Consider the following 21,097-nt stretch of genomic DNA (forward strand, 5'->3'; position numbering starts at 1 on the left):
GGGAGGGTCATGACGAACGACTCCGAATCCCAGCTCCCCGCCGAGGACGCCGACCCGGCCGGGAGTTCCGCGGACGCCCCGGTCGAGGCCGTCCCCCGCGCCCAGGTCCCCGAGCTGCTGCACGCCGCGGTGGCGGCCGTCGGCGGCGTCGAGCGCCCCGGCCAGCTCCGGATGGCCGAGGCCGTCGCCGACGCCGTCGACCACGGCGAGCACCTGCTGGTGCAGGCCGGCACGGGCACCGGAAAGTCCCTCGCCTACCTGGTGCCGGCGCTCGCCCACGGCGACCGGGTGGTGGTCGCCACCGCCACCCTGGCGCTCCAACGCCAGCTCGTCGAGCGGGACTTGCCGCGCACCGTGGAGGCGCTCCATCCGGTGCTGCGGCGCCGCCCGCTGTTCGCGATGCTCAAGGGCCGCTCCAACTACCTCTGCCTGCACCGGGCCAACGAGGGCACCCCGAGCGAGGAGGGCGAGGGCCTGTTCGACCCGGTCGAGGCGATGGGCGGCCCGTCCGGCAAGCTCGGCAAGGAGGTGCTCCGGCTGCGCGACTGGGCGGACGAGACGGAGACCGGCGACCGGGACGACATGACCCCCGGCGTCTCCGACAAGGCCTGGGCCCAGCTCTCGGTCACCTCCAAGGAGTGCCTGGGTGCCACCCGCTGCGCGTACGGGCAGGAGTGCTTCGCGGAGAAGGCGCGCGAGCGGGCCAAGCTCGCCGACGTGGTGGTCACCAACCACGCGATGCTCGCGATCGACGCGATCGAGGGCGCGCCGGTGCTGCCCGAGCACGGGCTGCTGATCATCGACGAGGCCCATGAGCTGGTCAACCGGGTCACCGGCGCGGCCACCGCCGAGCTGACCGTCGGCGCGGTGAACCGGGCGGTCAAGCGGGCCGCCCGGCTCGCCAACGAGAAGGCCGTGGACGCGCTCCAGGCCGCCGCCGAGAACTACCACGGCCTGATGGAGACCGCCCAGCCCGGCCGGGTGGAGGAGCTGCCCGAGTACCTCGGGTACGCCGTCACCGCGATCCGGGACGCCTCCCGGCAGGTGATCACCTCGCTCGGCGAGACCAGGGACAAGGGGCTCAGCGACGAGGACGCCGTCCGCAAGCAGGCGATGGCCGCCGCCGAGGCGCTGCACGAGACCACCGACCGGCTGCTCCAGGACTCCGAGTACGACGTGGTCTGGATCGAGCGCAGCGACCGCTACGGTCTCGGCACCGCCTCGCTGCGGGTCGCCCCGCTGAGCGTCTCCGGGCTGCTGCGCGAGGGCCTGTACAAGGAGCGCTCGGTGGTGCTCACCTCGGCCACCCTCAAGCTCGGCGGGGACTTCAACGGCGTGGCCGCCTCGGTCGGCCTGCCGTCCGAGGCCCGGCTGCCGGACGTCCGCACCCCGGGGGACAACCCGGAGGCGGCGGGCGCGGGCTTCGGTGACGAGCCGGTGCCGCACTGGCGGGGGATCGACGTCGGCTCGCCGTTCAAGTACCCCAAGCAGGGCATCCTGTACGTCGCCAGGCACCTGGCCGATCCCGGGCGCGACCCGGAACGGCCGGACATGCTGGACGAGTTGGAGGAGCTGATCGGCGCGGCCGGCGGGCGGACGCTCGGCCTGTTCTCCTCGATGCGCGGTGCCCAGGCGGCCGCCGAGGCGATGCGGGAGCGGCTGGACCACCGGATCCTGCTCCAGGGGGAGGACACCCTGGGCGAGTTGATCCGGGAGTTCGCCTCGGACGCGACCACCTGCCTGTTCGGCACGCTGTCGCTCTGGCAGGGCGTGGACGTGCCCGGGTCGGCCTGCCAGTTGGTGGTGATGGACCGGATCCCGTTCCCGCGTCCGGACGACCCGCTGATGAGCGCCCGGCAGAAGGACGTCGAACAGCGCGGCGGGAACGGCTTCATGGCCGTCGCGGCCACCCATGCGGCGCTGCTGATGGCGCAGGGCGCGGGCCGGCTGGTGCGCGCCGCCGACGACCGGGGCGTGGTGGCCGTGCTCGACCCACGGGTGGAGACCAAGCGGTACGGCGGCTTCTTCCGTTCCTCGATGCCGGAGTTCTGGTACACCACGGACCGCAACCAGGTCCGCCGCTCGCTGGCGGCGATCGACGCCTCGGCGGCGCCGGTGCGGCCGGTGGTGAAGCGGGGCTGAGACGGGGCCCGGACGGGCCGGAGGGGCTCCGCGCGGTGTGCGGGGAGCCCCTTCCTGTCAGAGCCGGGGGTGAGGGTTTCGAGGGTGTCGGGGCGAGGGCCTCGGCGCGGGGGCGCCGGGGCGGGCGGTCAGAGCCGGCGCAGGACCGCCACGACCTTGCCCAGGATGGTGGCGTTGTCGCCGTTGATCGGCTCGTAGGCCGGGTTGTGCGGCATCAGCCAGATCCGGCCGTCCTCGCGCTTGAGGCGCTTGACGGTGGCCTCGCCGTCGATCATCGCGGCCACGATGTCGCCGTTCTCGGCGACCGGCTGGCGGCGGACGGTGACCCAGTCGCCGTCGCAGATGGCCGCCTCGATCATCGAGTCGCCGCGCACGGTGAGCGCGAACAGCTCGCCCTCGCCGACCAGCTGGCGCGGCAGCGGGAAGACGTCCTCGACCGTCTGCTCGGCCAGGATCGGGCCACCGGCGGCGATCCGGCCGACCAGCGGCACGTACGAGGTGGAGGGGCGGCCGGCGGTCTCGGCGGTGTTCGGCCGGGCCACCTCGACCCCGCGGACCTCGTAGGCGCGCGGGCGGTGCGGGTCGCGGCGCAGGAAGCCCTTGCGCTCCAGGGCCATCAGCTGGTGGGCCACCGAGGAGGTGCTGGACAGGCCCACGGCCTGGCCGATCTCGCGCATGGACGGCGGGTAGCCGCGCCGCTGCACCGAATCCCGGATGACCTCGATCACCCGGCGCTGGCGCTCGGTGAGCCCGGCCTCGTCGGTGCGGATGCCGGGCGGTCGGCCGGGCGCCGAACGGGCCGGCGCGGGGAGGCCGTCGTCCAGGACGGCGGAGTGCTCGATGGGCTGGTCCGGAACGCGGCCGACGCCGGAAAGGCCCGGGCCCGGGGGGCGATGGTCTTCGCTACGGTCCATGCTGATGTCCACACTCTGCTGATTCGTGGTGCGCTGCCCCACCTTGAGCTGGGAGTGTTCCTGCACCGGGATGGTGTTGGTTTCGACGGTGTTCACGGCGGCCCCTCTCGACGGCTGTCCTCTCCTTTTTCCAGCCCAACGCACCTCGTATCGAAAGGTTGCGCCAAACACACGTTCGAGTGAATTATTCGGGAGTTGACTGACTCGATCAAGGCTTTGTTGTACATCGATTAAATGTTCGACCCCAAGGCTTCCCCGGAATCCTAGTCCGCGCCGACACGCCAGTGGGTCTACTTCCGCCACAGACCTAGATGTAGTGGCTACAGTCCTCTCCGTGGCCCAGTACTTGTGGTCGAGGCCTCAAGATCGGGTTGCTACCAGCGCCCCGGGATCGCATAGACTCGACCAGTCCGCACGTCCTGCCAGGGAGGGATCCTCAGGTGCACTGCCCCTTCTGCCGGCACTCCGACAGCCGCGTCGTCGACAGCCGGACCACCGAGGACGGCAGCTGCATCCGCCGTCGCCGGCAGTGCCCGGACTGCGGCCGCCGCTTCACCACGGTGGAGACGGCCGCCCTGATGGTCATCAAGCGCAGCGGCGTCACCGAACCGTTCTCCCGGGAGAAGGTCATCTCCGGCGTCCGCAAGGCCTGCCAGGGCCGCCCGGTCACCGAGGACGCCCTCGCCCAGCTCGGGCAGCGGGTCGAGGAGTGCGTGCGGGCCACCGGCAACGCCGAGCTCACCACCCATGACGTCGGGCTGGCCATACTCGGCCCCCTGAAGGAACTCGACGTCGTCGCCTACCTGCGCTTCGCCAGCGTCTACCAGGCGTACGACGGACTGGAAGACTTCGAGGCCGCCATCGCGGAACTCCGCGCCGAGCGGCCCGCCCCCGAGGCGGACGGCACCCCCGTGCCCGTCGCCGCCGCCGCGCCCTAGCCGGCCCGGCCCCTTCACCGGCCCCTTCCGGGGTCGGCAGCACCCCCGGCCCCCGCAAGGGCCGACGTGTGCCCGAAAACGGCGCACAGACCATGACAAACCGTGCGCGGTCGGCGAGGACTCCCGCCTGCCCGCACACCGGAAGAGCGAACCAGCCGTGCCCGGATTTTTCGGGGCACTCCGGGCGTTTGCCCAACCAGGAGGAGGAACAGAAGTGACAGACACCACGAGCGGTTCCGCACGCGGGTCGAAGTCCGACAAGACGGCGGCCAGGAGCGGCGCCGGCAAGGCCCCCAAGGGCGGCCTGCGGATCGGGCGCATCTACACCACTCCTGGCGTGCACCCGTACGACGAGGTCCGCTGGGAGCGGCGCGACGTCGTCATGACCAACTGGCGTGACGGCTCGATCAACTTCGAGCAGCGCGGCGTCGAGTTCCCCGACTTCTGGTCGGTGAACGCCGTCAACATCGTCACGTCCAAGTACTTCCGCGGCGCCGTCGGCACCCCGCAGCGCGAGTGGAGCCTCAAGCAGATCATCGACCGCGTGGTGCTCACCTACCGCGCCGCCGGCGAGAAGAACGGCTACTTCGCCACCCCGGACGACGCCGAGGTGTTCGAGCACGAGCTGACCCACGCCCTCCTCCACCAGGTGTTCAGCTTCAACTCGCCGGTCTGGTTCAACGTCGGGACCAAGCAGCCCCAGCAGGTCTCCGCCTGCTTCATCCTGTCCGTCGACGACTCCATGGAGTCGATCCTCGACTGGTACAAGGAAGAGGGCATGATCTTCAAGGGCGGCTCCGGCGCCGGCCTGAACCTCTCCCGGATCCGTTCCAGCAAGGAGCTGCTGTCCTCCGGCGGCAACGCCTCCGGACCGGTCTCCTTCATGCGCGGCGCCGACGCCTCGGCCGGCACCATCAAGTCCGGCGGCGCCACCCGCCGCGCGGCCAAGATGGTCGTCCTGGACGTCGACCACCCGGACGTCGAGGCCTTCATCGAGACCAAGGTGAAGGAGGAGGAGAAGATCCGCGCGCTGCGCGACGCGGGCTTCGACATGGACCTCGGCGGGGACGACATCACCTCCGTCCAGTACCAGAACGCCAACAACTCGGTCCGGGTCAGCGACGAATTCATGACCGCCGTCGAGAACGGCACCGAATTCGGCCTGCGCGCCCGGATGACCGGCGAGGTCATCGAGACCGTCGACGCGAAGAGGCTCTTCCGCAAGATGGCCGAGGCCGCCTGGGCCTGCGCCGACCCGGGCATCCAGTACGACTCCGTCATCAACCACTGGCACACCTGCCCGGAGTCCGGCCGGATCAACGCGTCCAACCCCTGCTCCGAGTACATGCACCTGGACAACTCCAGCTGCAACCTCGCCTCGCTCAACCTGATGAAGTTCCTCCGCGACGACGACTCGTTCGACGCCGAGGCCTTCGCCAAGGTCGTCGAGCTGGTCATCACCGCGATGGACATCTCCATCTGCTTCGCGGACTTCCCGACCCAGAAGATCGGCGAGACCACCCGCGCCTACCGCCAGCTGGGCATCGGCTACGCCAACCTCGGCGCCCTGCTGATGGCCACCGGCCACGCCTACGACAGCGAGGGCGGCCGCGCCCTGGCCGGCGCCATCACCTCGCTGATGACCGGCACCGCCTACCGCCGCGGCGCCGAACTGGCCGGCGTCGTCGGCCCGTACGACGGCTACGCCCGCAACGCGGCCCCGCACCAGCGGGTCATGAAGCAGCACGCGGACGCCTCGAAGGCCGCCGTCTCCTTCGACGGGCTGGACGCCCCGGTCTGGGCCGCGGCCACCGAGACCTGGAACGACGTGCTCCGGGTCGGCGCGCAGAACGGTTTCCGCAACGCCCAGGCGTCGGTGCTGGCCCCGACCGGCACCATCGGCCTGATGATGGACTGCGACACCACCGGCGTGGAGCCGGACCTCGCGCTGGTCAAGTTCAAGAAGCTGGTCGGCGGCGGCTCGATGCAGATCGTCAACGGCACCGTGCCGCGCGCCCTGAAGCGCCTCGGCTACCAGGACGAGCAGATCGAGGCGGTCGTCGCCCACATCGCCGAGCACGGCAACGTGGTCGACGCGCCGGGCCTGAAGTCCGAGCACTACGAGGTCTTCGACTGCGCGATGGGCGAGCGCTCCATCTCCCCGATGGGCCACGTCCGGATGATGGCCGCGATCCAGCCGTGGATCTCCGGCGCCATCTCCAAGACGGTGAACATGCCGGCCGCCGCGACCGTCGAGGACGTCGAGGAGATCTACTTCGAGGCGTGGAAGACGGGCGTCAAGGCGCTCGCCATCTACCGCGAGAACTCGAAGGTCGGCCAGCCGCTCTCGGCCAAGAAGAAGGACGAGAAGGCCGAGGAGGCCCCGGCCGCCGCGGTCGAGAAGGTCGTCGAGTACCGCCCGGTCCGCAAGCGCCTGCCCAAGGGCCGCCCGGGCATCACCACCTCCTTCACGGTCGGTGGCGCCGAGGGCTACATGACCGCCAACTCCTACCCGGACGACGGCCTCGGCGAGGTCTTCCTCAAGATGTCCAAGCAGGGCTCGACCCTCGCGGGCATGATGGACGCCTTCTCCATCGCCGTCTCGGTCGGCCTCCAGTACGGCGTGCCGCTGGAGACCTACGTCTCGAAGTTCACCAACATGCGCTTCGAGCCGGCCGGTCTGACCGACGACCCGGACGTGCGGATGGCGCAGTCGATCGTCGACTACATCTTCCGCCGCCTGGCGCTGGACTTCCTGCCGTTCGAGACCCGCTCGGCGCTCGGCATCCACTCCGTCGAGGAGCGCCAGCGCCACCTGGAGACCGGGTCCTACGAGCCGCTGGAGGCCGAGGAGGAGCTGGACACCGAGACGCTCGCCCAGACCGCCCCGGTCGCCCCCGCGGCCAAGCCGGCCGCCGCCCCGGCCCCGGCCCCGAAGGCCACCCCGGCCCAGGCCCACAACTCGACCGAGCTGATCGAGATCCAGTTGGGCCTGAACGCCGACGCGCCGCTCTGCTTCTCCTGCGGCACCAAGATGCGCCGCGCCGGCAGCTGCTACCTCTGCGAGGGCTGCGGCTCCACCAGCGGCTGCAGCTGATGGCAGGCGGAACCGCATCAAGTGCTACACGGCGGTTCCTGATCTGACACGAGGCCTTTGAGGTGGGGGCGCCAGCCCCAGGCGGGCGCCCCCACCTCGAACGTTGGCCGGATCGTGCGCTAGCCAGGGGCGCGGGGACGCTGGCCCATGAGCTTCCGGCGGCGAGAGCTGCCGGAATGGCAAGCGCCCGGCCCTGTAGGGGGCCGGGCGCGCTGCAACCAGGAACGTGATGTCCTGCTCGCGTCAGAACTTGCATCACATCACGTTCCGGGCTGCGAAGCAAAACAGCCCGGAGGGGGGTGATTCGTATGGCTACGAACCCGAAGCAGACCGGAAAGAAGGCAGCCTCGGCTGCAGCCAAGGTCCTGAACGACCCGAAGGCTTCGAAGGCTGCGAAGTCGGCGGCAGCCAGCGCGCTGGCGCAGACGCCGTCGAGCGGCAAGAAGAAGTGATGCTGGGTGGCGCTGGGCCTACACCCAGGGCCACCCGGCCATTGATGGCCGGAGTCCGCAGCTCTGCGGATGAGGTGAGCCACTGCTGAAGGCGGGGCGAGGACATAGCGTCCTCGCCCCGCCTTTTGGTGTTTGACGGTCGTGTGCTGCCGCTCCACCGGGCCGGCGGCTGGTTCCGCTCCGACGGGGCGCAGTCCGTTCAGTGCGCGGGGGAGGAAGGTGCTGGAACTGTCGCTGCGTGAGTCGCTGCAGCTGAAGTCCGGTCACATCGCGGTCGGTCACCTGGTGCTCGGTCTGCTCCGCGAGGGCGGCGGGCTCGGCGCGCGGGTGGTCGCCGACCACGGCCTGGACTTCGCCGCCGTGCGGCGCGCGGTGGAGGCGTCGACGGGGTGAGCGGGAGGGGCGGATTGCTATACGGAGCGTTGCGGGAGGAGACTGACCGTCAACTTGTCGGTTGAGTGCATCGTCTGAATGGATATGATCGGCCGACTGCGTGAACCGAAATACCGCCCGGAGACGTTCCACGACGTCGGCCGGGCGGTCGCGCATTCGCCCGACCTTCTGCCGAGGACACCGCACCGATGACAGAACCCACCAGCCCCGACGGCGGGCCGCGCCGTCGACCCGACGTGCGCACCAAGGCCCTGATGGCGGCGGCCGCCCTGCTGGCTGCGGTGGCCGGGCCGGTCGGGGTGATGCGGGCGGTCGACGCCGGGCAGCCGCTGACCGCGGCCGCCGTGGCGGCGGTCGCCGTCCTCTGGCTGATCGCCGTCTGGCAGGCCGGGAGCGCCACCGAGCGGGCCCGGCGGCTGGAGGCCGAGCTGGCCGCCAAGGACGACGAGGCCATGGCGGCACTGGTCGTCGCCGGTACGGCCCGGCAGGGCGAGGCGGGAGCCAAGGCGCGGGCCGCCGCCGCGGAGGCCGCGCGGGACGAGGCGCGGACCGCGCTCGGGCGGGCCGAGGAGCAGGTCACCGCGGCCCGCGCGGACGCGGCCAGGGCCCGGGCCGAGGCCGAGGCGGAGCGCGCCGAGCGGGCCGTCCTGGACCGGATGGCCGACGAGGTGCTGCCCGAGGTGGTGAAGCGGTTGCGCACCGGCGCGACCGTGGACAGCGCGCTGGCCGCCCACCGCGAGCACCCCCAGCGCGCGCTGCTGCGCGCCGTCGCCGAGGAGATCGGCCGCGGCGAGAAGCTGCGGGCCGCCGCGCTGGCCGTCTGCGCGACCGCGGCCGGCCGGGTCCAGGCGCTCGCCACGAGCATGCACGCGGAGCTGCGCGAGATGCAGCACCGGCACGACGAGGAGGTCCTCGGCGACCTGCTCAGCCTGGACCACGCCACCGCGCAGGCGGGCCGGATGGCCGACAGCATCGCGGTGCTCACCGGCGCCCGCTCCGGCCGGCGCTGGGGCAAGCCGATCCCGGTGGAATCGGTGCTGCGCGGCGCGCTCGGCCGGATCGGGGCCTACCAGCGGGTGCGGCTGCACAACGCGAGCACGGCCGCGGTGGCCGGGTTCGCCGCCGAGGGCGTGATGCACGCGCTGGCCGAACTGCTGGACAACGCGACCAACTTCTCCGCCCCGCCGGCCGAGGTGCACGTCTACGTCGAGGAGGTGCCGGCCGGTCTGGCGATCACCGTCGAGGACAGCGGCCTGGGCCTGGGCGACAGCTGGCTGCGCCGTGCCGAGCAGGCCGTCTCGGCGGAGCCGCTGGACCTCACCACGCTGTCGGCGGGCACCCGGATCGGCCTCGCGGTGGTCGGGGTGCTGGCCCGCAAGCACGGGCTGCAGATCTCCTTCCGGCCCTCGGCGCGCGGCGGCACCGGCGTGGTGATGCTGGTCCCGCAGCAGTTGGTCACCCAGCCCGCGGCGCCGCCGGCCCCGGCGTCCGCGCCGGTGTCCGCGCCCGCCGAACGGGCCGCGCGCCCCGCGCTCACCCCGGCCCGCCCGGCGCCCGCCGCTGCCGCGCAGGCACCCGCGCAGGCACCCGCCGCGCGGGTGACGGACAGCGGGCTGCCGCAGCGCCGTCGCGGCCAGACGCTCGGCTCGGCCGCCCCCGCGGCCGCCCCGGCCGAGCGGTCCGCCCGGCCCGACGCGGCGGGTGCCGCCGCCCGGTTCGGCGCCTTCCGCCGGGCCGCCCTGCCGGCCGGGGACACGGTGCCGGCCACGGACGACTCCCCGGCCGCCCCCGACACCCCGTCCGCCGCCGCCCCCGTCCCCGCGTCCGACGTTTCCCCCGTCACCGAGAAGGACTCCTGATGAGCAGTGTCACCGACCGCGACCTCGACTGGCTGTTGGAAAACCTGCTGACCAACACCCCCGGTACCCGGCACGCCCTGGTGCTCTCCGCCGACGGCCTCAAGCTCTGCCACACCTCCGGCCTCGGCAACGACCGGGCCGACCAGCTCGCCGCCATCGCCTCCGGCCTGCAGAGCCTGGCGCACGGCGCGTCCATCGAGTTCGGCGACGGCACCGGCGGGGTGCGGCAGTCGATGACCGAGTTCCACGGTGGCGTGCTGTGCATCGTGGCGGCCGGCGAGGGCGCCCACCTCGCCGTGGTCACCGACGAGGACGCCGACGTCGGCGTGGTCGGCCACAACATGCACGGCCTGATCGAGCAGATCGGTGTCCACCTCAGCGCCCCGGCCCGGGAGGACGCCGAGGGCCCGGACGGCCGGGCGGCCGACGGAAGCGCCCCGGCGTGAGCGGGGGCGGGGGGAGCACCGACGGGCGGCCGGTCATGCCGGGCCGGGACGACGACCCGGACCGCCTGTACACCATCACCAGGGGCCGCAGCCGGGCCCCGGAGAACGCGTTCGACCTGGTCACGCTGATCGTCGCCGAGCGGGAGCCGGCGTCGGGCATGCAGTCGGAGCACGCGCGCATCCTGCGGATGTGCGAGGCGCCGACCGCCGTGGTGGAGGTCGCCGCGGAGCTGGCGCTGCCGGTGTCGGTGGTGAAGATCCTCCTCGGCGACCTGCTGGAGACCGGGTCGATCACCGCCCGCCACCCGCGGTTCGCGCCCACCAAGGCCCGGCTGCCCGATCTCGACACGCTGAAGCAGGTACTGCATGGACTCCAACAGCTCTGAGGGCCGGGACGCGCGCCCGAGCGGGCGGACGCCGCTGCGCCGCACCGCCGACAACGCGCTGAAGATCGTCGTGGTCGGCGGCTTCGGCGTCGGCAAGACCACCCTGGTCGGCGCGGTCAGCGAGATCCGTCCGCTGAACACCGAGGAGGTCATGACCAAGGCCGGCGAGGGGATCGACGACCCCACCGGCGCCTGGGGCAAGCGCTCCACCACGGTCGCCTTCGACTTCGGCCGGATCACCCTCTCCGCCAGCCAGGTGCTGTACCTGTTCGGCGCGCCGGGGCAGGAGCGGTTCTGGTTCCTCTGGGACCGGCTGTTCAGCGGCGCCCTGGGCGCGGTCGTGCTGGTGGACACCCGGCGGCTGGAGGACTCCTGGTACGCCATCGACCGGCTGGAGCACCACGGCACCCCGTTCATCGTCGCCCGCAACAACTTCGGCGAGCCGGCCCACACCCTGGAGCAGGTCCGCGAGGCGCTCGACCTGCCGCCCGGGGTGCCGCTGGTGGACTGCGACGCCCGGGACCGGGAGTCCGGCAAGCAGGTGCTGATCGAGCTGGTCCACCATCTGACCGCCCGGGTCGAGGCCGAGTCGGCGGGTCGTCCCGCCCCCGGTACCGCCGTCCCCGTCCTTGACGTCCTTGAGGAGAGCACCCCGTGACCGAGCCCGCCGCCACCCCGCCGCCGGGCTGCCCGGCGCACGCCGGTGCCGTCCCGCTGTACGGGCCGCGCTTCCAGACCGACCCCTCCCAGGTCTACCGCGAGATGCGGGCCGCGCACGGCCCGGTCGCGCCGGTGGAGCTGGCCGGCGGGGTGCCGGCCTGGCTGGTGATCGGCTACCGCGAACTCCAGCTGGTGACCGGCCGGCCGCAGCTGTTCGGCCGGGACTCCGCCCGCTGGACGGGCTGGGCGGCGATCCCCGAGAACTGGCCGCTGAAGCCGATGATGGCCCCGGCGCCGTCGATCCTCTACGCCGAGGGCGAGGAGCACGTCCGGCGCTCGCGGGCGGTCACCGACGCGCTGGCGGCCGTCGACCCGTACGAGCTGCGCAAGCACTGCGAGGAGCTCGCCGACCGGCTGATCGACGGGTTCGCCGGGCGCGGCGAGGCCGACCTGGTCGCCGAGTACGCGCACCGGCTGCCGCTGCTGGTGCTCTGCCGGGTGCTCGGGCTGAGCGAGGAGCAGGCGCCGGTGCTCATCGAGGCCCTGCTGACCATGCTGGACGGCGGCGCGGACGCGCCGGCCGGTGCGCAGCGGCTGCTCGCGGTGATGCTGGAGCTGGTCGAGGAGAAGGCCGCCCACCCGGGCGACGACGTCGCCTCGCGGATGCTGGCGCACCCGGCCGGCCTGACCCACGAGGAGATCATGCGGGACCTGCGGGTGCTGTTGATCGCCGGCCACCAGCCCTGCTCGTACTGGGTCTCCAACGCGCTGCGGCTGATGCTCACCGACGAGCGGTTCGCCGCCTCGCTGTCCGGCGGGCGGCGCAGCATCAGCCAGGCGCTGAACGAGGCGCTCTGGGAGGACACCCCGACGCAGATCTTCGCCGGCCGCTGGGCGGTCCGGGACACCCAGCTGGGCGGGCAGCGGATCGCCGCCGGGGACATGCTGCTGCTGGGCTTCGCGGGCGCCAACGCCGATCCGTCGGTGCGCCAGGCGGACGGGCGGCCGGCCGAGGGCAACCGCGCGTACCTGAGCTACTCGTACGGCGAGCACGGCTGCCCGTTCCCGGCGCAGGAGGCGGCCGAGGTGATCGCGACGACGGCGGTCGAGGTGCTGCTGGACCGGCTGCCGGACCTGCGGCTGGCGGTGGCCGAGCACGCGCTGGTGTGGCGGCCGTCGGCCTGGGTGCGCGGGCTGGTGGCGCTGCCGGTGTCGTTCACGCCGGGGTACGCGGGCTGACGCGAGCACGGCCGGACCCGGGGCCGCAGGACCCCGGGCGCCTCGGGGCCGTTGGACCCCGGTGGCCTTGGGACCGCTGGACCTTGGGACCGCAGGACCGAACCGAAGGAGAGCTGTATCCGATGACCGCCCCCGCTCCGATCGTCCTCGACCCGCTGGCGCGCGACAACGCCGCCGAGGGCGCGCTGCTGCGCGCCGCAGGACCGGTGGTGCCGGTGGAACTGCCCGGCGGTGTCGCCGCCTGGGCGGTGACGCGGCACGCCGCCGCCCGTGAACTGCTGACCGACGCCCGGCTGGTGAAGGACGCCCGGCACTGGGCGGCGTACCAGCGCGGGGACGTGCCGAAGACCTGGCCGCTGATCGGCCTGGCGGTGCCGGGTCCGAGCATGGTGACCACCGACGGTGCCGAGCACCGCCGGCTGCGCGCCCTGGTGGCGCACGCGTTCACCCCGCGCCAGGTGGAGCTGATGCGTCCGCGGGTCGAGGCGATCACGCGTGACCTGCTGGACACCCTGGCGGCGGGGGAGCCGGTGGTGGACCTGAAGTCCGCCTTCGCCTTCCCGCTGCCGATGACGGTGATCTGCTCGCTGCTGGGCGTGCCGGAGTCGGAGCACGGTCGTCTGCGGGACCTCTACGAGCGGTTCTTCGGCGCCCGGCCGAACCCGGAGGGCATCCAGGCGACCATCGCCGGACTGAACGCCTTCGTCAACGACGTGGTGGCGCAGCGCCGCGCGGCCCCCGGCGACGACCTGGCGAGCGTGCTGCTGCTGGCCGACGCGGAGGGCGGGGCGCTGACCGACGCGGAGGCGGCGGCGACCCTGCGGGTGATCATCGCGGCGGGTCACGAGACCACGGTGAACCTCATCGGCAACGCGGTGCGGGCGTTGCTCGCGCACCCGGACCAGTTGGCGCTGGTGCGGGAGGGGAAGGCCGGCTGGGACGCGGTGGTGGAGGAGTCGCTCCGCTGGACGCCGCCGACCAGCAACTTCCTGTTCCGGTTCGCCGCCGAGGACGTGCCGGTGGGCGGCACGGTGATCCCGCGCGGCGAGCCGGTGCTGATCTCGTACAACGCGATCGGCCGGGACCCGGCGCAGCACGGGGTGACCGCCGAGGTGTTCGACGTCACCCGGGACCCGGCCCGGCACCTGTCGTTCGGGCACGGCCCGCACGTGTGCCCGGGCTCGCCGCTGGCCCGGCTGGAGGCGGGGATCGCGCTGCCGGCGCTGTTCGAGCGGTTCCCGGACCTCTCGCCGGCGGTGCCGGACGAGGAGCTGCGGCCGAGCGGCTCGCTGGTGGTGAACGCGCTGAAGGAGCTTCCGGTCCGGCTTTTCTGACGACGAATCGTTTCTCCTTGCGATGTTCGGCCCCGACCGGTCCTCCCGGGCGGGGCCGAACCGGCTTCCGGGTCACAACTGGGGCACACGGGAGTGAAGGCCGCGTTCGGACCTTGGCGGCACGTGGCGGCTGCGTTAACGTCTTTGGATCGGCCGGCCGCCGCGTCCATGTCGAACGTTGAATGTCGAACTCCGGTACAGCGCAATGTCGTTCCGTCGTACAGCCGAGCGTTCACGCCTTGGCGAGGAGGACCGCATTGACTCCCACCCCGACCGTGCCGTCCACGACCGCGGTGCCCGCGTCCGCATCCGCAGCCCGGCGCCGCCGGCCGGCCGCCGTGGCCCTGCTGGCCGTCGCGGCCCTGACCGCGGCCTGTACCAACAGCTCCGGCAGCTCCGGAAGTTCGGGAGGGTCGGGCGGCGGCCAGACCCTGTCCGGCGACTGCGCCAAGTACCAGCCGTACGCCGGCCACTCGGGCCGGACGGTGACGGTGTTCGCCTCGATCCTCAGCCCCGAGTCGGACAACCTGGAGAAGTCCTGGGCGGACTTCAGCAGGTGCACCGGCATCCGGATCAGTTACGAGGGCAGCAACGACTTCGAGTCCCAGCTGCCGGTGCGGGTGAGCGGCAACAACGCCCCGGACTTCGCGGTCATCCCGCAGCCCGGCCTGCTGGCGCAGATGGTCAAGAGCGGCAAGGTGGTCAAGCCGCCCGAGCAGACGGTGGCCAACCAGGCGAAGTGGAGCCCGATCTGGAAGACCTACGGCTCGGTCAACGGCACCTTCTACGCCGCGCCGATGAGCGCCAACATGAAGTCCCTGGTCTGGTACTCGCCCAAGTCGTTCAAGCAGGCCGGCTACACCGTGCCGAAGACCTGGGCCGACCTGATGGCGCTCAGCGACCGGATCGCCAAGGCCGGCGGCGGCAAGCCGTGGTGCGGCGGCATCGCCTCCGGCACGGCCACCGGCTGGCCGGCCACCGACTGGCTGGAGGAGGTGGTCCTCGGCTCGCACGGCGGCGAGGTGTACGACCAGTGGGTCAACCACCAGGTGAAGTTCTCCGACGAGAGGATCACCGCGGCGATGAGGACGGTCGCCGACTGGATGCAGAACCCGGCCTGGGTCAACGGCGGCTACGGTGACGTGAAGTCGATCGCCACCACGACCTTCCAGGACGCGGGCACGCCGATCCTCACCGGCAAGTGCTTCATGCTCCAGCAGGCGTCCTTCTACAAGGCGCAGTGGCCCAAGGACACCAGGATCGGCCCTGAGGGCGACATCTTCGCCTTCAGCCTGCCGGCGGTGAACCCGTCGGTGCCCAGCCCGGTCGAGGGCGGCGGGGAGTTCCTCACCGCGTTCGCGAGCCGGCCCGAGGTGCAGGCGGTGCAGAACTACCTGTCCAGCAGTGACTGGGCGAGCAGCCGGGTGCGGACCGCGACCGGCTGGGTTTCGGCCAACCAGGGCGTGGACAAGAGCCTGTACACCGATCCGATCGACCGGATCTCCGCCGACGCGCTCACCGACCCGACGGCGACGTTCCGGTTCGACGGTTCGGACCTGATGCCGGCCGCGGTCGGTTCCGGGCAGGAGTGGAAGTCGCTCACCGCCTGGTTCGCCGAGGGCCAGTCGATCCAGAAGACCGCCGCGGACATCGACGCCGCCTGGCCGCAGTAGCGGCGCGCGTCACAGGACCACCTGCCGAAGGGCGGTGCGGGACCACCCACCCGCACCGCCCGCCCCTCCGTGCCCTCCCCGCCGCGCCCTGTACGGGAAGGCACCACTCCCGTTTTCCGCCCTCCGTTGGGAAAGGACGTCCCGTCATGTCCCTCTCCGCCGGCGCCTGGGGCGACGCGATGGTCAAGTTCGGCAACGGCTTCGGAGCGATCGCCGGTTTCCTGGGCGTCCTGTTGCTGGTCTTCCTGGCCGCCGGGCGCGCCTCCGGTCGGCTCGCCCGCCCGCTGGCCGTCCTGGTCCTGCTCGGCCCGGCGGTGGCGCTGCTGCTGGTCGGCCTGATCGCGCCACTGGTCCGCACGGTCTACCTGAGCCTGTACAACGACGACAGCAGCCGCTTCGTCGGCGGCGAGAACTTCGGCTGGGCGTTCACCAACGACCCGATGCGCGAGGTCCTGGTCAACACCCTGCTCTGGCTGGTGATCGTCCCGCTGGCGGCCACCGTGCTCGGCCTCGTCCTGGCCCTGCTGGTGGACCGGATGCGCGGCCAGGCGGTCTACAAGTCGCTGATCTTCATGCCGATGGCGATCTCACTGGTCGGCGCCTCGATCATCTTCAAGTTCGTCTACGAGGCGCGCGACCCCTCGCAGCAGCAGATCGGCCTGCTCAGCCAGACGGCGATCGCGCTGGGCTGGGACGATCCGCCGAACTGGATGCTCTCCCAGCCGCTCAACACCTTCCTGCTGATGGCCGTGATGGTGTGGGTGCAGACCGGCTTCGCGATGGTCGTCCTCTCGGCGGCGATCAAGGCGATCCCGGACGACGTCACCGAGGCGGCCCGGCTGGACGGCGCCCAGGGCGTGCGGCTGTTCTGGTACGTCACGGTGCCGATGATCCGCACCACGACGGTGGTGGTGCTCACCACGGTGATGATCACCACGCTGAAGGCCTTCGACATCGTCCGCACCATGACCGGCGGCAACTTCGGCACCCAGGTGCTGGCCAACGAGATGTACTCGCAGTCCTTCGTCCAGTTCAACACCGGGCGGGGCAGCGCGCTGGCGGTGATCCTCTTCCTCGCGGTGCTGCCACTGGTGGCCTACAACATCCTCCAGCTGCGCAAGGAGCGTGCGGTCCGATGAGCGTACGGCGCGACGGCAACGCCGTCCGGAAGGCCTTCTCCTCCCCGCTCGCCTCGGTCTTCGTGATCGCGGTGACGGTGCTGTGGACCGTCCCCACCATCGGTCTGCTGGTCACCTCGCTGCGTCCCAAGCAGGACGTCACCACCGACGGCTGGTGGAACGCCCTGCTCCATCCCGACCTCGGCCTGGACAACTACCACACGGTGCTGTTCGAGGGCGGATCCGGCGTCTCCACCGGTCTGATGCCCTTCCTGGTGAACTCGCTGGCGATCAGCGTGCCGGCCACCCTCTTCCCGCTGGTGCTGGCGTCGATGGCCGCGTACGCGCTGGCCTGGGTGCGGTTCCGGGGCAGCGACACGCTGTTCTTCGTGGTCTTCGCGCTCCAGGTGGTGCCGATCCAGATGGCGCTGATCCCGCTGCTCAAGCTGTTCTCGGGCGGGGCGCACCTGGGCCCGCTGACGCTGCTGCCCGCGCTGGACCTCAAGGGCACCTACGCGCCGGTCTGGCTGGCGCACACCATGTTCGCGCTGCCGCTGGCGATCTTCCTGCTGCACAACTTCATCGCCCTGCTGCCGCGCGACCTGATGGAGGCGGCGGTGGTGGACGGCGCCTCGCACTTCAAGATCTTCCGCTCCATCGTGCTGCCGCTCTGCACCCCGGCGCTGGCCTCGTTCGCGATCTTCCAGTTCCTCTGGGTCTGGAACGACCTGCTGGTGGCGCTCACCTTCGCGGGCGGCACGCCGGACGTGGCGCCGATGACGGTCCGGCTGGCGCAGCTGTCCGGCTCCTTCGGCGGGCGGTGGGAGCTGCTCACGGCGGGGGCGTTCCTGTCGATCGTGATCCCGCTGGCGGTGTTCTTCGCGCTCCAGCGGTACTTCGTGCGCGGGCTGCTGGCCGGATCGGTCAAGGGCTGACGCCGCTCTCCCCGGGGCCCGCGCGGCCCCGCCGGGGAGCGTCGGGGTTCACGCCGTTCCATGGCGAATGTGTCGATTTCGTGGACACGGTCGCCGGGCAGCCGGTACACCGTTGAGGGGAGTCGGCCGAGGTGACACAGGGGGGCGGTCATGGCGAACACGGGCAGGGGCGGGGACAGGGGCGGCGGGTGGTGGGGGCGCCGGGCCGTTGGCCTGCTGGCGGCCCTCGCCACGGCGGCGGCGCTGGCCGTCGGACCGGGCGCGCCCCCGGCGGCGGCCGTCACGGTGACACTGGGCAGCACCGAGCCCGGCACCGCCGTCGACACCGCGGACTCCCACTACCTCAACGCCTCGCGCTATGTGACCGGTTCGTCCGGCGGCACGGTCGGCAGCATCTCGGTCTACGTGGAGAGCGTGGACGCCGCGCCCGGCAACAGGTTCCAGACGGCGGTCTACCAGGACGACGGCGGCAGCCCGGGCGCCCTGCTGGCGAGCAGCGCCACCGCGACCATCGCCGGGCCGGGCTGGAACACCGTCCCGGTGACGGCCACCCTGGCCGCCAACACCCCCTACTGGCTGGCCTACAACACCAACGGCTCCGGCCCGTCCGTCAACAACCTGCGCTACCGCCCGGGCGGTACCAGCGCCTACGGCAACGGCGGGCAGCCGTTCGGCAGTTGGCCGGCCACCGTGGGCCCGGTGAGCACCAGCCCGACGAGCTTCTCGATCTACGCGACGTACACCGCCGAGGTGGCCCCGCCGCAGGTCCCGGGCGCCGGGCCGGGCGGGGAGGGCCCGGTCCTGCTGGTCACCAGCCAGGCCAACCCGTACACCCGCTACCTGGCGGAGATCCTCAAGGCGGAGGGGCTGAACGCCTACCGCCAGGTGGACATCTCCGCCGTCACCGGCACCGTGCTGGCCTCCGCCGACGTGGTGCTGCTCGGTGAGATGCCGCTCACCGCCGCCCAGGCGAACCTCTTCAGCACCTGGACCAACGGCGGTGGACGGCTGGTGGCGATGCGTCCGGACAAGCAGCTCGCGCCGCTGTTCGGTCTCACCCCGGCGGCCGGCACCCGCGCCGACGCCTACCTCAAGGTCGACACCGGCGCGGCGCCCGGCACCGGGATCACGGGTGCCACCATGGGCTACCACGGCGCCGCCGACCTCTACGCGCTGAACGGCGCCACCGCCGTCGCCACCCTGTACAGCGACGCGACGACCGCGACCGCCAACCCCGCGGTCACCCTGCGCGCCGCCGGCGCCGGCCGGGCGGCCGCGTTCAGCTACGACCTCGCCAGGTCCGTGGTGCAGACCCGCCAGGGCAACCCCGCCTGGGCCGGCCAGCAGCGCGACGGTGTCGACGGCTACCAGGCCAGCGAGATGTTCTTCGGCACGGACGGCCAACCGGACTGGAACGACCTGGACAAGGCGCTGATCCCGATCGCCGACGAGCAGCAGCGGCTGCTCGCCAACCTGCTCACCCAACTGGCCTCCGGCGACAAGCCGCTGCCCCGGTTCTGGTACTTCCCGCGCGACGTCAAGGCCGTGGTGGTGATGACCGGCGACGACCACGGCGTCGGCGGCACGGCCGGCCGCTGGGACGGCTACCTCGCGCAGAGCCCGCCCGGCTGCTCGGTCGCCGACTGGGAGTGCGTGCGCGGCTCCTCGTACATCTACCCGGAGGACCCGCTGACCCCGGCCCAGGCCAAGGCGTACAACGACCAGGGCTTCGAGATCGGCGTGCACATCACCACCGACTGCCGGCCCTGGGGCACCACTTCGGCCCTGCAGAGCCGCTACCGGGACCAGTTGGCCGCCTGGCGGGCCGCGTACCCGGGGCTGCCGAACCCGGCGAGCAGCCGGACGCACTGCGTGGAGTGGGACGACTGGGCCACCCAGGCGAAGACCAAGCTGGCCAACGGGATCCGGCTGGACACCGACTACTACTTCTACCCGTCGAGCTTCACCCAGGACCGGCCCGGCTACTTCAACGGCACGGCGCAGATCATGCGCTTCGCCGACACCGACGGCGGCGTGATCGACGCGTACCAGGCCACCACCCAGCTCACCGACGAGTCCGGCCAGTCGTACCCGGGCACCGTCACCACCCTGCTCGACGCCGCGTACGGCGCGCAGGGCTACTACGCGGCGCTGACCGCCAACCTCCACACCGACTTCGCCGCCTCCGCCGCCTCGGACGCGGTGATCGCCGCCGCCAAGGCGCGGGGCGTGCCGGTGGTGTCCGGGCGGCAGATGCTCACCTGGCTGGACGGGCGCAACGGCTCGGCGTTCGCGAAGCTCGCCTGGCACGCGGCCACCGGGGGAGGGGGCTCGCTGACCTTCGACATCACCGGCGGCGCCAACGGGCTGCGCGCGATGCTGCCGTTCAACGCGGCCTCCGGCACGCTCGGCGGCATCACGTCGGGGGGCCACCCGGTGCCGTACCGGGTCGAGACGGTGAAGGGCGTGGCGTACGCGTTCTTCGACGGCGCGGTGGGCTCGTACGCGGCCGAGTACGGCCATGACTCCACCGCGCCGACGGTGACCGGCACCACGCCGGCCGCGGGCGCGAGCGGGGTGGCGCCGGGTACGGCGGTGCGGTTCTCCTTCGGCGAGCCGCTCGACCCGGCGAGCGTGACCGGCGGGTCGGTCACCCTGCGGCCCACGGCGGGCGGCGCGGCCGTCGCGGGGACGGTCGGCCTCGACCCGGCGGCGAACGGGGTGGTGTTCACCCCGGCCGCCCCGCTCGCACTGACCACCGGGTACACCGCGAGCGTCCAGGGCGTGCGGGACCTCTCGGGGAACGCGTCGGCGGCACCGTACGCGTTCACGTTCACCACCGGGGGAGCGGAGCCGCGGACCATCGGCAACCCCGAGGTGGGCTCGCTGACCGACGACACCGACTCCAACCACCTCAACGGCAGCCGGGTGACGACCGGCGCCGACCCGGTGGCGCTCACCTCGCTGAGCGTGCACGTCGGTCCGGTCGTTGCGGCCCCCAACAACCGGTACCAGCTGGCCGTCTACACCGACGTGGCCGGCTCGCCGGGGACGCTGGTGGCCACCACGGCGACCGGGACGCTGACCGCCAACGCGTGGAACTCGCTGCCGCTGGACCTCACGCTGAGCGCCGGCACCTCGTACTGGTTCGTCTACAACAGCAACGGGACGAGCTCCACGGTCAACAACATGCACTACTCGACGGGCGCCGCCGGACAGGGCGCCTACAGCAACACGGTGGTGCCGTTCGGCACCTGGCCGGCGGACTTCGGGCCGGCCGTGAAGGACTCGTTCCGGTACTCGCTGTACGGGACGTACTGACGGCGGCGGCGCGGAGCCGTTCTGCGTCCAGGAGTGCGCCGGGACCTCGGACCCGGCTCTGTCACAGGGGTGTGACGGGGCCGGGTCCGGGCTTTTTGAACTTGTTCAGAATGGTCTACAGTCGGCTTCGGCCGTGGTGCCCGGTGTCCTGCCGGTGTGGTTCCGCGTGCCCGTCGGCGAACCGCCCGGA

16 protein-coding genes are annotated in these 21,097 nt (G+C 72.2%); 15 read left to right on the forward strand and 1 reads right to left on the reverse strand.

The genetic code is table 11. From position 1 onward, the window contains the following. Positions 1 to 9 precede the first annotated feature (9 nt). A complete protein-coding gene (locus ACFZBX_RS24995) occupies positions 10 to 2,142 on the forward strand; it encodes an ATP-dependent DNA helicase (protein WP_391536017.1) in 2,133 nt (710 codons plus the stop codon). Between the two features lie 128 nt (positions 2,143 to 2,270). Here the strand turns inward: ACFZBX_RS24995 and lexA are convergent, their stop codons facing one another. Further along, the gene (gene lexA / locus ACFZBX_RS25000; protein ID WP_391536018.1) at positions 2,271 to 3,152 is read right to left on the reverse strand and encodes a transcriptional repressor LexA; all 882 of its coding nucleotides are present in this window, start codon (positions 3,150 to 3,152) and stop codon (positions 2,271 to 2,273) included. A gap of 344 nt (positions 3,153 to 3,496) precedes the next feature. On the opposite strand from lexA, the gene nrdR reads away from it, so the two are divergent. The 14 genes from nrdR (at position 3,497) to ACFZBX_RS25070 (ending at position 20,907) form a co-directional block, all read left to right on the forward strand. Beyond that, complete coding sequence (nrdR, locus tag ACFZBX_RS25005) at positions 3,497 to 3,994, forward strand: transcriptional regulator NrdR (protein WP_344345707.1); 498 nt, start codon at positions 3,497 to 3,499, stop codon at positions 3,992 to 3,994. 214 nt (positions 3,995 to 4,208) lie between these two features. Further along, positions 4,209 to 7,091 carry a vitamin B12-dependent ribonucleotide reductase gene (locus ACFZBX_RS25010; protein WP_391536019.1) on the forward strand — a complete coding sequence of 961 codons (2,883 nt, stop codon included), beginning with the start codon at positions 4,209 to 4,211 and terminating at the stop codon, positions 7,089 to 7,091. 308 nt (positions 7,092 to 7,399) lie between these two features. Next, entirely contained in the window at positions 7,400 to 7,543 is a 144-nt protein-coding gene (locus ACFZBX_RS25015) for a hypothetical protein (RefSeq protein ID WP_391536020.1), read from the forward strand. Between the two features lie 219 nt (positions 7,544 to 7,762). Continuing rightward, complete coding sequence (locus ACFZBX_RS25020) at positions 7,763 to 7,936, forward strand: Clp protease N-terminal domain-containing protein (protein WP_391536021.1); 174 nt, start codon at positions 7,763 to 7,765, stop codon at positions 7,934 to 7,936. A gap of 188 nt (positions 7,937 to 8,124) precedes the next feature. Then, a complete protein-coding gene (locus ACFZBX_RS25025; protein ID WP_391536022.1) occupies positions 8,125 to 9,795 on the forward strand; it encodes a sensor histidine kinase in 1,671 nt (556 codons plus the stop codon). Then, positions 9,795 to 10,241, forward strand: a complete 447-nt coding sequence (locus tag ACFZBX_RS25030) for a roadblock/LC7 domain-containing protein (protein ID WP_391536023.1) — start codon at positions 9,795 to 9,797, stop codon at positions 10,239 to 10,241. The genes ACFZBX_RS25025 and ACFZBX_RS25030 overlap by 1 nt, the downstream gene beginning before the upstream one ends. 35 nt (positions 10,242 to 10,276) lie before the next feature. Further along, positions 10,277 to 10,627: a DUF742 domain-containing protein gene (locus ACFZBX_RS25035; RefSeq protein ID WP_391536103.1), complete on the forward strand. Its 351-nt coding sequence runs from the start codon at positions 10,277 to 10,279 to the stop codon at positions 10,625 to 10,627. Beyond that, a complete protein-coding gene (locus ACFZBX_RS25040) occupies positions 10,608 to 11,285 on the forward strand; it encodes an ATP/GTP-binding protein (protein ID WP_391536024.1) in 678 nt (225 codons plus the stop codon). The genes ACFZBX_RS25035 and ACFZBX_RS25040 overlap by 20 nt, the downstream gene beginning before the upstream one ends. Further along, entirely contained in the window at positions 11,282 to 12,526 is a 1,245-nt protein-coding gene (locus ACFZBX_RS25045; RefSeq protein WP_391536025.1) for a cytochrome P450, read from the forward strand. The genes ACFZBX_RS25040 and ACFZBX_RS25045 overlap by 4 nt, the downstream gene beginning before the upstream one ends. A gap of 122 nt (positions 12,527 to 12,648) precedes the next feature. After that, a complete protein-coding gene (locus ACFZBX_RS25050) occupies positions 12,649 to 13,860 on the forward strand; it encodes a cytochrome P450 (protein ID WP_391536026.1) in 1,212 nt (403 codons plus the stop codon). Between the two features lie 257 nt (positions 13,861 to 14,117). Then, positions 14,118 to 15,533, forward strand: coding sequence for an ABC transporter substrate-binding protein (locus ACFZBX_RS25055; RefSeq protein ID WP_391536027.1), 1,416 nt, complete (start codon positions 14,118 to 14,120; stop codon positions 15,531 to 15,533). Between the two features lie 146 nt (positions 15,534 to 15,679). After that, positions 15,680 to 16,672, forward strand: a complete 993-nt coding sequence (locus ACFZBX_RS25060; RefSeq protein WP_391536028.1) for a carbohydrate ABC transporter permease — start codon at positions 15,680 to 15,682, stop codon at positions 16,670 to 16,672. Beyond that, positions 16,669 to 17,586, forward strand: coding sequence for a carbohydrate ABC transporter permease (locus ACFZBX_RS25065; protein WP_391536029.1), 918 nt, complete (start codon positions 16,669 to 16,671; stop codon positions 17,584 to 17,586). The genes ACFZBX_RS25060 and ACFZBX_RS25065 overlap by 4 nt, the downstream gene beginning before the upstream one ends. A gap of 150 nt (positions 17,587 to 17,736) precedes the next feature. Beyond that, entirely contained in the window at positions 17,737 to 20,907 is a 3,171-nt protein-coding gene (locus ACFZBX_RS25070; protein WP_391536030.1) for an Ig-like domain-containing protein, read from the forward strand. The last annotated feature ends 190 nt before the right edge of the window (positions 20,908 to 21,097 follow it).

The sequence above is a fragment of the Kitasatospora sp. NPDC008115 genome (assembly GCF_042957205.1).
Taxonomy (GTDB): Bacteria; Actinomycetota; Actinomycetes; order Streptomycetales; family Streptomycetaceae; genus Kitasatospora.